The organism is Prosthecobacter dejongeii, assembly GCF_014203045.1.
Lineage (GTDB): Bacteria > Verrucomicrobiota > Verrucomicrobiia > Verrucomicrobiales > Verrucomicrobiaceae > Prosthecobacter > Prosthecobacter dejongeii.
Map to the genome: position 1 here is coordinate 1 of NZ_JACHIF010000003.1, position 13,872 is coordinate 13,872.

14 protein-coding genes are annotated in these 13,872 nt (G+C 59.0%); 12 read left to right on the plus strand and 2 right to left on the minus strand.

Features of this window, described 5'->3' with window-relative positions:
• From HNQ64_RS07995 to HNQ64_RS08030, 8 genes are all read left to right on the plus strand, one after another.
• The coding region (locus tag HNQ64_RS07995; protein ID WP_221305385.1) for a DUF6883 domain-containing protein at window positions 1-1,686 on the plus strand (1,686 nt) is incomplete at its 5' end.
• A complete protein-coding gene (locus HNQ64_RS08000; RefSeq protein ID WP_184207284.1) occupies window positions 1,679-1,909 on the plus strand; it encodes a DUF4926 domain-containing protein in 231 nt (76 codons plus the stop codon). The genes HNQ64_RS07995 and HNQ64_RS08000, both read left to right, overlap by 8 nt.
• A gap of 106 nt (window positions 1,910-2,015) precedes the next feature.
• A complete protein-coding gene (locus HNQ64_RS08005; protein WP_184207286.1) occupies window positions 2,016-2,246 on the plus strand; it encodes a DUF4926 domain-containing protein in 231 nt (76 codons plus the stop codon).
• A 13-nt stretch (window positions 2,247-2,259) separates the two neighbouring features.
• On the plus strand, window positions 2,260-2,721 hold the full coding sequence (locus HNQ64_RS08010; protein ID WP_343075888.1) for a zeta toxin family protein: 462 nt from the start codon (window positions 2,260-2,262) through the stop codon (window positions 2,719-2,721).
• Between the two features lie 116 nt (window positions 2,722-2,837).
• Window positions 2,838-3,101 carry a hypothetical protein gene (locus HNQ64_RS08015; protein ID WP_184207290.1) on the plus strand — a complete coding sequence of 88 codons (264 nt, stop codon included), beginning with the start codon at window positions 2,838-2,840 and terminating at the stop codon, window positions 3,099-3,101.
• Window positions 3,102-3,235: 134 nt separating this feature from the next.
• Window positions 3,236-5,416, plus strand: coding sequence for a hypothetical protein (locus tag HNQ64_RS08020; RefSeq protein ID WP_184207292.1), 2,181 nt, complete (start codon window positions 3,236-3,238; stop codon window positions 5,414-5,416).
• Between the two features lie 39 nt (window positions 5,417-5,455).
• Window positions 5,456-5,665 (plus strand): hypothetical protein, encoded by a 210-nt coding sequence (locus HNQ64_RS08025; RefSeq protein WP_221305386.1) that lies wholly within the window; start codon window positions 5,456-5,458, stop codon window positions 5,663-5,665.
• 404 nt (window positions 5,666-6,069) lie between these two features.
• Window positions 6,070-6,285: a DUF4926 domain-containing protein gene (locus HNQ64_RS08030; protein ID WP_184207295.1), complete on the plus strand. Its 216-nt coding sequence runs from the start codon at window positions 6,070-6,072 to the stop codon at window positions 6,283-6,285.
• A 193-nt stretch (window positions 6,286-6,478) separates the two neighbouring features.
• On the opposite strand, the gene HNQ64_RS23790 is transcribed toward HNQ64_RS08030, so the two are convergent.
• Window positions 6,479-7,201, minus strand: a complete 723-nt coding sequence (locus HNQ64_RS23790) for a leucine-rich repeat domain-containing protein (protein WP_221305387.1) — start codon at window positions 7,199-7,201, stop codon at window positions 6,479-6,481.
• A gap of 12 nt (window positions 7,202-7,213) precedes the next feature.
• Between HNQ64_RS23790 and HNQ64_RS23895 the strand changes: the two genes are divergently transcribed.
• Complete coding sequence (locus HNQ64_RS23895) at window positions 7,214-7,516, plus strand: dienelactone hydrolase family protein (protein ID WP_221305388.1); 303 nt, start codon at window positions 7,214-7,216, stop codon at window positions 7,514-7,516.
• 394 nt (window positions 7,517-7,910) lie between these two features.
• Here the strand turns inward: HNQ64_RS23895 and HNQ64_RS08045 are convergent, their stop codons facing one another.
• Window positions 7,911-8,930 (minus strand): hypothetical protein, encoded by a 1,020-nt coding sequence (locus HNQ64_RS08045; RefSeq protein WP_184207298.1) that lies wholly within the window; start codon window positions 8,928-8,930, stop codon window positions 7,911-7,913.
• A gap of 159 nt (window positions 8,931-9,089) precedes the next feature.
• Here HNQ64_RS08045 and HNQ64_RS08050 point away from each other — a divergent pair, with 159 nt between their 5' ends.
• From HNQ64_RS08050 to HNQ64_RS24150, 3 genes are all read left to right on the plus strand, one after another.
• Window positions 9,090-10,112, plus strand: coding sequence for a DUF4760 domain-containing protein (locus HNQ64_RS08050; RefSeq protein ID WP_184207300.1), 1,023 nt, complete (start codon window positions 9,090-9,092; stop codon window positions 10,110-10,112).
• A 1,669-nt stretch (window positions 10,113-11,781) separates the two neighbouring features.
• Window positions 11,782-12,396, plus strand: a complete 615-nt coding sequence (locus HNQ64_RS08055; RefSeq protein ID WP_184207302.1) for a hypothetical protein — start codon at window positions 11,782-11,784, stop codon at window positions 12,394-12,396.
• A 58-nt stretch (window positions 12,397-12,454) separates the two neighbouring features.
• Window positions 12,455-13,234, plus strand: coding sequence for a hypothetical protein (locus tag HNQ64_RS24150; protein ID WP_184207304.1), 780 nt, complete (start codon window positions 12,455-12,457; stop codon window positions 13,232-13,234).
• Window positions 13,235-13,872 lie beyond the last annotated feature (638 nt).

Sequence of the window (13,872 nt, forward strand, 5' to 3'; positions counted from 1 at the left end):
ATGGCCCGTGTGGGCCTGAAGCCGACGCTCGGCCGCAGCTTTGAAACCCAGGTCAAAGACCTGCAACGCCGCGCCCGCGACGCCGCCCTCCGCCCTGTGAGTGAACAGACTCTAGGGACTACAAGCTACAGCCAGAAAGCGGACACCCATAACCTCCAGCCCCATGGCAATAGCCTGGCTAGAGCCTGGAAGGCGTTTACCCAATTTGACGATGCTTTCCAGTATGGCCGCACCAGCAGTGCGGACCTTCATGACATCGCCCAAGCCGTGTCTGAGCCAGGCATGAAAGTCACGGCCCATGACTACGGCAGCTACATCCGCCTCCAAGGTAAAAACGGGTTTCTGGACATTCGTGAAGTGAAGACAGCGACGCCCTACATCAGCTCCATGGATGCGGATTCCGCTGGGGAGGTCAGGGGTGGCGGCTCTCAGCTCTACCAGGCCGCCTTGGACTGGATTCATAACAACGGCAAAAAAGTACGCAGCGACCCCTCTGGCCTGACCTGGATCAATGACACCCGGCGCACGTCTAATCTGATGGCTAGCGCCCTGCGCTGGGGCACCACCCAGCACCTCAGCGTGCATCCTGACCAAGGAGTGCCCTGGGCAGAAGGCAACCATGAAGCGAACCTGACCGCGATGGCGAAGGTGGAGATGGCCAACGCTTTCAAAGCCGTTGCCCAGGCCCGGGATTGGCGGTATGATTTTGCCCATGAGCGATTCATTGACGCCACCGGAAGGGAACTTACCCGAGACGACTTCCACAGAGCGGTCGTTTTGGGAGATCCCGGAACATCTGGCATCGGACTATCAACTCTACAGAGAGCAGTGTTTACAGCATCCGCGATTGAAAAATCAGAGCGAGGAGAGTTGGAAGGCATTGTTCATCAGGCGGAGACTCGAGGAAGAGTTGGGAGCGGATTAGACCGCATCACCTATTCTTTGCCTAACCTGAGGGGTGGAATCGAACAAGCTGGAGCTCAGGCACTGTCTGAAGGTGTAGGAAAAAACTCTGCCCAAGCTCCTCTGTGGAATGGCATCACAGGTTACGACAGACGCGGAAACCCAAAGATTGTCGTCATCCTCAGTCGTCAGGACAGCGGAGCTTACAGCATCAAGATTAACGGGACCACGCACGACTTTAGTGAAACCCAGACCGCTGCTATTACAGGCCTCACGACTGACCAGCTCCGCGCCCTGCGTGCCGGAGATGCCAGTGCCCAGCCCGTGCTGGTCGCTAAAGCCGCCGCTCCCGCACCTGCTAAGCCGTCACCGGCCAAACCAACGAATGAGCAGGCTCAAGACCGAAGCGAAGAACTGACCGTCAAAAAAACCGATGCTGACAAAAAACATCTCACTGGTACGACCGAGGACAGCATTAACCACAAGTTACAAACCTACCTTCGCAATCCTTTGCATGCCGTAGGCGGTCCCAAATCGGTTTGGTTCAAAGGCGCGTTAGGCTTTACCCAAAGCAATGCGGATGACTTGGCCCGCCAGTTGATCTTTGATACTCGCACTGCTTATGAAAAAGAAAAAACTAAGTATGGACAAAAGTTTGATCAGATGACCCCCCTTCAGGGAGCCAATGGGAAGATCATTTCTCTCAAAGTTACCTGGATAAAAAATCCAGACGGTGTTATTAGGTTAGTAACCATCACGCCAAAAAATAAAAAACATGATTGAAGAACTTTCATTAGTTAGGCTTATTAGGCCTATATCCAGTCCAGCAATTCCGGTGGGATCAATTGGCACGGTGCTTATTGTTTATGAAGATACGCCTCCCGCCTACGAGGTAGAGTTTATAGACGTAGAAGGGACAACACTGGAAGACCCTGAAACTGATGAATCCACCTTCACTGTGAGTGAGGATGATGTGGAGCCTTGGTTGGAAAAATTAGAGGCCTAACAAGAGGTGGCGAGTCGTCTTTGATATTGTTATCGAAGAATCATTTCAGTAACTGTCTGCTAGATCAGATAACCTGATGGAATCATTGGATCGGCCCCATAAAAACATGATTGAAGAGCTTTCATTGGTTAAACTCATTCGACCCATCTCCAGCCCAGCGGTTCCTGTAGGGTCAGTTGGCACGATTTTGATGGTTCACGATTCCTCTCCTCCGGCTTACGAAGTGGAGTTCACGGACGCAAACGGAAAGACCCTCGTGGACCCGCATAGTGAATTGTTTGTTTTTACTGTGAGTGAAATTGACCTGGAGATCTGGCCGGAGAAGTTGAATGCCTAACAAAAGGTGACGAATCGTCTTTGACACCGTCATGGCAGATTCGAAACGGGGCATTAAGCTGATGAATCAAGCCCTCGCTAAAGGGCATCGGGTGACCCTCCAGTACATCCACCAGCCGCTGATGAAGGCCGTGGAAAACAGCATCACGCGGGCCATGGATAAGGACAATGGCCGCATCGTCCCTGCCGCCGTCGTGGCAGCCACTCACCTGCGCGCCCAGCAGGCCCTCTACGAACTGGCGGCCCACTACGCCGCAGACCCACGAGTGAGCGTGAAGGTCATTGACCATGAAAACTTCGCCGCACGCCCCAGCAGCTTGGCCGAGCTCAAGAGCAAACGCTACACCCAATCCATGGAGGAGCTGCAGCAGCAGGCCGTGAAGCATGCCCGCCAGTACCTCGAAACCCAGTCACACCAAACCACCCTGACGGACGACCTGAAATCCCGCATCCTGGAACTGTCTGAGGGGAAATGAAGCATCTTCATCCCAGCCATCCCAACCTGCGCATGAAAGCTATTTCCACCACTTGCTCTGCCAAAACAGGTGTGATAAAATGGCCTAACGAAATTTAACTCAACCCTCTCCTTGTTATGTCTGAAGAAGAACCACAACGCGAACCTTGGGAAAAGCTCCCCTCTGGCATTGATCCAGAACGCGAACGCTTAGCGGATGAAAGGATGAAAAAGTTGCATGACGCGCTAGCCGCCAATAATTTTGAACCATTCAAAGGGCCTCAGGGAAGCCCCGTGGAAATGACGTTGGAAGAAATCAGGGAAGCTCTCAAAAAAGCTCGCGAGAACAAGCTAAACGAGCCGATGGAGTACGACCCCATCATGGATTATTGCAGCATGTGAAACGGCTGGGGGAAGTGGAGGCATCTTCATTTCTCCTTTGGTCTGGCTTCATGTTAAACTGCCAGCCTTCTCGTCATTGAGCAATCAGTAGTTAGGCTAATTCCGGCTGGCTACCGTAGGCACCCGCGTGCGTGGTGTGCTGGGCACCCTGGGCCAGCTCAAACGCCCAGGCCCACCTGCCCAGCGCCCTGCGCCATGGCACCACCCAGCACCTCAATGGCCTAGCTACTTATAAGGACGCAGCCACTCGGGCGATCAAGACCGAAGTCCCTGGCTGGAAACCTGGAGACCACGATCATAACCTGGCCCTTCTTCTCAGGGCCGAGCACGCCTACGTCATGCAGGAGGCCCAGGCTCGGGGCATTGACCTCAGCCATTTGACACACGATCTGGCGACGGATAATATTCTTGATGGCCATACCGGGACCCCCATTACCGACACAACTCTCGAATCTCTCGTGGACCGATTGGAACCCGGAGCTAGTGGAGTTGGCGCGACTACACTTCTTAGGGCCCTTGTCACCGGATCCGCGTTACAGCGAGGACGATCCGGGGAGCGCGTTCGATCTCTACACACGGATCCGGGAGGACACACCGGAAGGGCGCAAAGTGGGAAACCAGATGAGCGGCTGGTGTCGGTGGCACGGCGTCTTTACTATAGCCGACCATCGGAAAGCGCTGGAGGCCTACCGCAAAGGCGAGTGGGTGACGCCGTATCCGGAGGGTCCGGTGGGCTCGCCGCCGCCCTTGCCGAGACGGCCCGGTTTCTAAATCAGAAACAGCCCGGCCTGGTCAATGAGCACACGCATCTCTTCACCACGGTGGAGGAGCTGCTAGCCTCTGACTACGCCCGCCAGCATCCCTTCACCGCAGAGCAAATCGCCAGCCTGCGCACCGCCGAAGGCTTCCATGACGGGAAGACCGGGCACAGCATCGTCATCGCCGAAAACACCCGCCTGCTACCGGGCGAAAATCCCCAGCAGGCCCTCACCCGTGTGGTGCTGCATGAGCGCGTGGGTCACGCCGGATTGCAAATCTTGTTAGGCAGTGCCGAAAGCCCCCGTGCCCGCCGCTGGGCCGCCCTCAGCGCGCAGATCCCCCAGGCCGAGCTGGATGCCATCGCCGGACAGGCCGAGTATCAAAAACTGGCGGGAGACCGCAGCGCCCTGGCCTATGAATGGTTCGCCCGCCGTACGGAAAAGGACGCCAGCCTGCTGGAGAAAGACAGCCTGCCCCGGCAGATGTGGGATGCCTTTCGCGAGATGGTGATGGACGTCATGGCCCATGTGGGCCTGAACCCGACGCTGGGCCGCAGCTTTGAAACCCAGGTCAATGATCTGAAAATCCGCGCTCGTAACGCCGCCCTCCGCCCTGTGAGTGAACAGACTCTAGGGACTACAAGCTACAGCCAGAGAGCGGACACCCATAACCTCCAGCCCCATGGCAATAGCCTGGCTAGAGCCTGGAAGGCGTTTACCCAATTTGACGATGCTTTCCAGTATGGCCGCACCAGCAGTGCGGACCTTCATGACATCGCCCAAGCCGTGTCTGAGCCAGGCATGAAAGTCACGGCCCATGACTACGGCAGCTACATCCGCCTCCAAGGTAAAAACGGGTTTCTGGACATTCGTGAAGTGAAGACAGCGACGCCCTACATCAGCTCCATGGATGCGGATTCGGCTGGGGAGGTCAGGGGTGGCGGCTCTCAGCTCTACCAGGCCGCCTTGGACTGGATTCATAACAACGGCAAAAAAGTACGCAGCGACCCCTCTGGCCTGACCTGGATCAATGACACCCGGCGCACGTCTAATCTGATGGCTAGCGCCCTGCGCTGGGGCACCACCCAGCACCTCAGCGTGCATCCTGACCAAGGAGTGCCCTGGGCAGAAGGCAACCATGAAGCGAACCTGACCGCGATGGCGAAGGTGGAGATGGCCAACGCTTTCAAAGCCGTTGCCCAGGCCCGGGATTGGCGGTATGATTTTGCCCATGAGCGATTCATTGACGCCACTGGAAGGGAACTTACCCGAGACGACTTCGATCAAGCGGTCGTTCTGGGAGATCCCGGAACATCTGGCGTCGGAGTATCGACTTTACGCCGAGCAGTGCTCACAGCATCCGCGATTGAAAAATCAGAGCGAGGAGAGTTGGAAGGCATTATTTATGATTCGGAAGTTAGAGGAAAAAAATGGGGCGGATTAGACCGCATCACCTATTCTTTGCCCACAGGGGCAGCTTCGCCCCAGCGGCAGCAGATTGGCAGCGTGCTCATGTTCAGCGCTAGCAGCACGGCCACGCACGAAGACACACCTTGAGTTAGGCCTGATGCTTTCATCCCTTCCATGAATTTAAAAATGACTCGTTCCATGTTCAGTCGTGAAGCTCGGTTTTTCACGGTGGAGTCCATGCCGCTCGTGTGGGATGACTCCCAACTGTGGTTGATGGGGCGTGAGGGAAAGATCCTGTCTCCAGACCAAGAACTGCCCTGGACCTCTGCACCCGGTACGGCGGAGCTGACCTGGGAGCCGTGGGTGGCGGCGGTGGCGGAGTACTGGCAAAGGTGAAGGGGCTTTTCCCCACGCAGCCAGGACGGGGCAAGGGTAGTGCGCCACCCGCAGGGCTGTTGGTTCACGATACCTCCTGGGGAGACAGAGCGTGGAACCCCGCTTACGGATGGCGCAAGAAGACCCTACCGATGCCGCGAGGAAGGTCAATGAAGAAACCTACGCCTAACAAAAGGGATGAAAATGAAAGGGGATGCAGCCGGTGCGCGTGGGTGGCTTCTAGAAAGGGGGGCAAGCTAAACGCAGCCTGAGATGAGGCTGGGGGCGATGAGGGTATTTTTTGAGGGGCTGTTTGCGCCCTTGCGAATGAAGAGGCGAACCCTATTTTGACGTGCCACGCTTCTGGAGTCAGTACCCCTAGGTTCCTTTGCGGTGGGCGATAACCTTTTTACACCACGTGACCGATGATCGAAGACCTAGCCTGCGTGCGGCTGAAGAGAAGCATCGCCCCTTATCCCATTCCTGTGGGCACCACGGGAGCGGTCGTCATGGTTTACGATGCAGACCCACCTGGGTATGAGGTGGAGTTCTTCGACAATGAGGGCCAGACGATACAAGACCCGCAAACGCGTCAATTCACCTTTACCCTCATGGAGGAAGACCTGGAGGTGATCCCCTGAGTGGAGAGGCAGCGGCGAGGCCCAGGGGCCTGCTTGCAGAGCTTGGGGCGATGAGTCGCCCTCTAGGATCGTTTTTAAGACCGCTCAAAGTTTGGCTCTTCGGCCTCTCCCCTCAAGCGTTCATTTCTTTTGGTTAGGCCGGATCGCCTTTCCATCCGTCAGGTGACCTTAGCGGGGCCTGGCCAGTCGCGGCTTACAGTTGCAGACCGGGTATCTGGTGAAGCTCCTCGGGCACGGAGGTCAGTGGGTTGCCGGTGAGGATGAGCCTCCGCAGCTCTGGTAGCTGGCCCACCTCGGGCGGCAGGGTGGTGAGGCGATTGCGCTTCAGGTACAGCTTCACCAGCGAGGTCAGGTTTCCAATCTCGGGCGGCAGGTGCTCCAGGCCGATGTTGTCCAGGAACAGGGTGCGTAGCCCGGTCAGTCCCCAGAGTTCCGCTGGCAGGTCGGTGAGGGGATTGTCATTGAGGCTCAGCTCCATGAGCCGTTTCAGTTGGCCGATCTCGGGCGGTAGCCGCGTGAGCTGATTTCCCCACAGGTGCAGCCGCCACAGGCGCGTGAGCTGGCCAATCTCTGGCGGCAGCTCCGTCAGCGCATTCTCGCCCAGGTAGAGCTGATCCACCTTCGTCAGCCGCCCGATCTCTGGCGGCAGCGTGGTCAGCCGATTTTTGAGCAAGAAGATCACCTCCAGGTCTGTGAGCAGGCCGATCTCGCGCGGCAGGCAGGCGAGGCGGTTTCCGTTCGCCGAAAAAAACTTCAGCGCCGTGAGCTGGCCGATCTCCGTCGGCAACTCCGTGAGCCCCAGCGAGTCGAGATTCAGATTCGTCCCCCGTTCCCCCAGCCCCCGGCAGACCTCCATCCGCCGCCGCGCCTCCTCATACGCCCCCCGCGCCTCAGGTGTCATGGATGGATCCGTCATGGTGGGGGGAAGGTGACGCTCAAGATAAAGAACGCATCACCGACCGCAACGAAAAGGCGGGGTGGAGAGACAGCGCGGGGAGTGGATCCGGTGGTGCCGCTGGCGCAGGTGGCGGATTTTGAGAAGGAAATGAATGCGGCGCAGGTGGACTGGCAGTTGGTCTCTTACAGTGGGCCGGTGCATAGCTTTACTCAAAAGAAGGCGGGGAATGATGCTTCGACGGGGAGTGCTTACCATGCGCTGGCGGACGCGAGATCTTGGAAGGCGATGCGGACTTTTTTGGATGAGATCTTCGTGGCGGCTGCGGCTGAATGAGTTCGCGGGGGAGGTTTTTTTGATCATGCTGGATTCATGGCCGTTCGCTTCTAGATGGGGTTGGGCGGCCTGCTGTGATCTGTGTTCTTTGAAATACTGTTATGATGCTTTTTGTTAGGTTGGGTGCGTTTGACCCGTCCGGTGCGGAGCTCCATTCTACAGACGCTTTTGGTTGACTGAGCTGTCGGCGATTGAGGGGGATCTGGAAGAAGCTCATTGTCCTGCATCTATGGCCTGCCTCCTCTGGTGGACGCACAAACAGGGCAAGGCGGGGCACAGACCACATGGGATTTCCATGAGCTATCCTCCCGCCGAAATGTGGCGCAGGTCATGAAACCTTTGCCGTTTTTTTTGGGGGGATGATGCCTGGATTCAGCAAGGCGCTAGAGCCTAGTTATTGAGTCGCGGATGAATTGCCCTTGCCGCATTGCACCAGGGTGTCGCAGGTGCTCAGAACATGAGGGTGGGCATTGCTCCGGTGCCGGATGACATTGTAGGACCACACGGGAAAATTGTTGGGCAGGTCATAGCCCACGATCCCGGGGTACCTGCTCAGGGCGACAGCCTCAGGCAGGATGGCCATACCCTTGTTGGCGATGATGCAGCCGTACAGGCTCTCCTGATCATGGAGGGGGTAGGCGATGGCAAAGCCTTTGCCCTGTAGGTTCGTGCTGTATTGGGTGATCTGGCCGAACAAGTCGGGCAGGTACTTGTGATGATACCAGGCCCACTTGATCGTCTTATCGCTGAACAATTTGCGCGTTTGGTCATTGTTGAGCTGCCTGTCCGTGGATGAATCTTTGCCGAGCGGATCCGCGAGAGCTGATACATAAAGACGTGATTTCTGAGCAAAACCCCCGGCGCTGAGAAGCGGATCATACCCCCATTTCTGCTTGGCTTCGGCGCTTTCGCGTTTGAGCACCTCATCCAGCACGATGGCGGCGTCAATCCGGGCGGACACCACCGCCTTTGCCAGCACCTGGCTGCTATCGGAAATCAGTTCATACTGAATGTTAGGCAGGGCTTGGGCTAGGGCTGGCAACGCAGCATCCATCAGCCCGGTGCATGATTTGGTAAAGCCGAGCGACAGGCGGTTTGGAGAGACCTGATTTTCCAGATTGCGAAACGCGGTATCCACCTCATGGAGGATCTCGCGCACCCATTCTCCCTTTTTGGATAGTGCCGAGTCTCTTTTAAACAAAGGGTTGCGTTTCTTTTTGTTTGTCGCTCCAGGTTGGTTGACGAAGTCAGATTTGGGGAGGAAGGTTTCCGCCAGATCCTGCAGCAATTCACAGATGGTTGCAGGTGTCCGGTCCAATCTTTTGGCCACTTCTTTCTGGCTGACACCCGAAGCGCATAGGAGAAAGGCCCGGATTTGAAGCGGGGATAGGTCAAGCAATTTGTCGGTAGGCATGCGAATCCGAATCTGGGATTCGGCGAATCCGAAGGCAATCGCATTTCGCTACCACTTAAGAATTTGCTGCCGATTTACTCCGGTGTCAGCAACCGGGTATGCCTTCCAGCCGCCCGGACTGACGAGATCAAAAATCGTAAATCAAAAACCGTGATCGTGATGAAAAAGCTCCTGAAAATCCACCGTCTGTTGCCGCATCTGACTCTCCTGGTGGCCATTGCTGCCTTTGGTCTGGAGGTGCGCACCTTCCAGATGACACAGGTCCAATGGGTCGCTGAACTGAAAGCGCAGACCCTCCAAGCTCAGCGCGAACGCGCTCACTCGCTCTGGGATGACTGGGAGCGTGTCTTGACTGCGGAGGTCAATCATGACTTCAAACGCCTGATGAAGTGGCTCAGCTCTTATCCTGCCCAGTGGTCCAATGCCTCGCCAGAGGAACGCCAGAGCTACGCTGACTGGCTGAAGCTGTTCATCACCGCCAGCTCCCTCGACACCCACAGCTACGAAAAACTGCTGGCAAACATTCCGGGCCATGTGCGCCAGGCATTCCTGCCGAAGGACAAGAAAGCCACGCTGACGATCGCCGAGATCGAGCGTGTCCGCCGCTCCACGCTGGCCTGTTTGAATCTGACCGAGAAAATCTGTGTCGCCTATATCTATGGCATGGCTGATCGTGAAATCCTGGATTACGCTTTCCGGGGTGCCGTGGTCAATATGACCGCTGATGCGCACCTCTTCATCCAGGTTTGGCGGTCAGAGGACGGACGTGGCATCCCAGATGCCTGGCAGGCCATCACGGACATGGTCAATGCACCGGGCGGTGCCTGGCATGTCGATAACCAGCCTGCGGTCAAAACGATGCAGGCAGATGTCCTGCAGCACGCACTGGAGGCGCAATCAGGCTCGCTGAAGAGGCGGGCTTCGGTATCGCCGAAAGGCAGCCCCCAGAAGCTTCTGGCTCCGCAGATGGAGCCCGTCAATGGCATGCGGACCAAGCGGGTCGAGAAGCTGATCGCCCCGCAGGGGGACAACATCAGGGCGACGCCGACCAAGCCGCAAGAGCCGTTGGTGGCCCCACAGCCTCTCCCTCCCGTGCATCTCATGGAAAAGGAGGGTGAGAAAAAGCTGATCGCCCCCCAATTATCTATCCAGCGCAAGAGCCAGGAATTCGCTGTGCGGTAAAGATCCCTTGTGGCGCTAAGCGTCCAGTCCTGCGGAGACCTGCGACCGGGGGTGTAAAACCCGGTGCGGATGCTCCGCAGGACCTTTGATTTTCAGCGGGGATGAATGAGGCGTGTGCTCACGCTGCTTGGCGGGCGGGCATTGACAGGTGGCTGGGTGTGGTCCTCCTGTCTGGCATGCTTTTTAAAAATCTCGTCCTGAGGTTGTTGCCATGCTTATTGTTAGTCGCCTGTGCGCCGTATACGCGCAGTACGGATGCGAAGCGGCCGGCGAGTCGCCCGGGGATGAAGGGGCGGAGGGATCTGCTGCAGGTGGTGGACCCGGTGGGGATGGAAATGTGGGCGGTGCTGCGGCGGTGGGTGTGAGGTGAGAGGTGCTTATGCGGGATCTGCGGACGCGGCTTTCTCGCGCCCTTCCAGGACACGGGGATGTGCAAGAGGCGGGCGAGGGGTTGGGTGGGGGCGGACGCATCACTCGGAGAGTGATGAATACTGTACGGCGAACGGGGCCTCCAGGACACCCACGCCCAAGGTGCGCCCTGGAGGGGCGAAAGAGGGTAGCCGGGGGTGGAGCGAGGCTTGGTGAGCGGGACACCCTGGACTCGCGCCTAACAAACAACACGTCGAAACAACACGTCGCAATTGGGGGAGTCCGTGAGGGGCGCGAGAAAGGCCGATCTATCCCCGATTTCCCTGGGGGGGTTTAGACCGAGGGCGCACCGCTGGCATCCCTCCAGGATGCGACTTTGAGTGCGGGTGCTTTTTGGACTTACCAGGGGTGCGGTCGCCGGGGCTCACTTACCCCCGGCTACCCGCTGCGATGCCTCCGGCATCGGGGGACAGAGCGAACGTGGGGCAAGAAGATGTCCGCTCGCTGGGGGTTCGTGCATTGTCGTCCCATCCCGGACGCGGGATGGTCAGGGAGGACAACCACGGAAGGGGCGGAAAGGGGTAGAATCATGGTTGGTTAGGCTCAAAGCCTGGTGCATGACGTGAGTCAGGTGGGGGAGCGCGCGTCTGAGGGAGTACAGTATTCATCACTCTCCGAGTGAGGCCGTTCGGCCTAGTGCGGCTTCGTCCGCCCCCATGCGAACGAGCGTTGAATGCGGGCGGTTGGTGAGGCGAACGAGGGCGGGGGGAGGTGTTTGTGGGAGCTGGGAAGGTGAGGCGAATAGGATATTCGCGCTCCGTTTGTAGGCCTGCGGAGTCGTGGGAGTTGAGGGTGGACGGTAGAGTGGGAGCGGGCTTCTCGCGCCCTTCCAGGGCGCTACGCTTTTGGACGTGTCTTTTGTTAGGCGGGTGTCCGGGGGTTCTCAGTCGCTGCGCTCCTTTCACCTCCGGCTCATGGCTTTCGCCCCTCCGGGGCGGGAGAGGGGGCGGACGCGGGTGTGGGGGTGGGGGTGGGCGCGGAAGGGCTTGGTGGCGGCGGACGATGCGGAGAAGTTACGAAGCCGCGAAGCGAATCTCCGCGCTCTTCTCAGGGACCGGGCAAGGGGGAGAGAGAGGTCGTTAGAACGGAGTTCCGCGAGGACGCGAAACTCAGCACGCGAGACGCGTGCGCTCCATGGCGGACAGGCTTGGCTGGGGCGGACGCATCACTCGGAGAGTGATGAATACTGTACTGGCCCATGGGGCTGGACAGTGGGGGTGGGCGGGTTACGGTGAGGGGCATGTTTTTTCGCCCGCTTCACACGTTTAAAGATGAGATGCTTTCGCTGGATCGGGATCTGGAGACGGGGCTGCGGTACCTTTGCATTCCGGTGTTCGATGGGAATGTACAGTCGAGCGAGCATTACGCGCTAACGGCGGAGGAGTTTGATCTTTTGACGGTGGATGCGGCGGCGCGGGAGGCGATGGCGGGGCGGTGTCGCGCGCGGCTGGAGGATGCGCGTCTGGCGGAGCCGCCGGTGTTACCCCGGGGGGAGCCCTGCCTGCCGGAGGGGTTTCGGGGCGGGGCGTTGATCAACCACTACCCCAGCCGGGATGGGCTGCGGGATGCGCGAGTGCTGAAGGTGTTTTGGAACGAGCAGTTCTCTCTGGCGTGCGATCTGATCTCGCGGGAGTTTTATCTGGACATCGTGGTGCTGCTGCCGACGGGGGCGAGTGGGATGACGGTGAGTGAGTGCTATCGCCTGACGCCGGAGGAGGTGCGGCGGGTGCGCCATGACCACGCGGCGCTGATCCACCTGGCGGCGAAGTGCCAGACGCATCATAACGATGCGCAGTTGATGAGTCCTCCGCTGGTGCAGCGCGGCATCCCCTGCCATGTGGGGGTGTGGCCGTGAGGAGTTCCCGGTGGGTTGGCCTTGAAGGGTGGCGGAAGTGCCTGTAGGGGAGGGGGATATGAAGGTTTCTATGGGCAGCTTATCGCAGCGGCTGGCGGCCTCCCAGGGGGTGGCTCTGGAGGTGGCGCTGCAGGCGCTGGGGGTGCAGGCGGGGCAGCCGACGGTGGTGGACCCGGCGCTGGCGGCTCTGGAGGTGGGTTTTTACCTAACCGAAGGTGTGACAAAGGGTGTGGGTAGCGCGGGCGAGGTGGACTGGGCCGGGGCGCTGGATCCGCGTGAATGCCTGGACGGGCGCCCCCTGCCGCTGCTGTCTGCGCGGGCCGTCTGCCAAACGCTGGCGGGGCTGCCGCGCCTGCATGGGACGGAGCATCACGCGTGGTTCCTGGCGGGGCCGAACCTGGCGGTGAAGGCGACCTGGCCGGGGCAGCACGGGGCGGAGAAGCTGGGCCTGCGCGGGTATGCGCAGCGGCTGGCGTGGTCTAACGAATTGTTTGCCGATGCGTGGCGGTTTCTCGGCCAGGTGCAGTTGCCGGGGGAGGTGGGGCCGCGGGTGCTGACGACTCAGCCGTGGTACCGCACGCACCCCACGCCGGGACCGCACCCGAGCCAGGAGGAGATCGATCACGTGATGCGTGCGCACGGTTTTTTGAAGGCCTACGATGGGGCCTACCTGCATGAGTTTCGGGATCTGGTGGCCAGCGATGCGCTGCCGAAGAACTTTCTGCGCGATGCAGCGGGCTACGTGCACCCGGTGGATGTGATCCTGATCCCGCCGACGGATCGCCAGCAGGAACGCCTCATGAACATGGTGAATAGCCAGCCGCAGGTGGCGCGGTGAGGGGGGCGCCTCTAAAAGGAAGTGTGATGACGCTGACAGCAGGGGAGCCCGACTTCATCACCACAGTCAGAGGCGCGTGGGGGAAGGTGGCCGTGGTGGTTAGGGAAATCAATGGGGTTTCTTGGTTTAGCGGGTCGAGGACGATGATGGAAATGGTGGAATCATGATTGGTTAGGCTCAAAGCCCGGTGCATTGAGCGAGTCAGGCTGGGTGGACTCGTCTGTGGCAGTACAGTATTCATCACTCTCCGAGTGATGCCGTTCGCCGCAGTGCGTGTCGTCCGCCCCCATCCGAACGAGCCCTGAAAGCGGGAGGCAGGCGAGGCGAACGACGGCGGAGGAGGTATCCGGGGGCGCTGGGAAGGCTTGGCGAATAGGATATTCTCGCTCCGTCGAATGGCCTTCGACGCTGTGGGAGTTGAGGGGTGGACGGGAGAGTGGGGGTGGGCTTCTCGCGCCCCTCCAGGGCGCGGCGGAGTGTGGACGCGTTTTTAGTTAGGCGGGTGTCCGAGGGTTCTCAGTCGCTACGCTCCTTTCACCCCCGGCTAATGGCTCTCGCCCTTCCAGGGCGATTGGGGAGGTGTGCAAGGGGGCGGACGGGGCGTTAGATGGGAGTTCTGCGAGGACGCAGAACTCAGC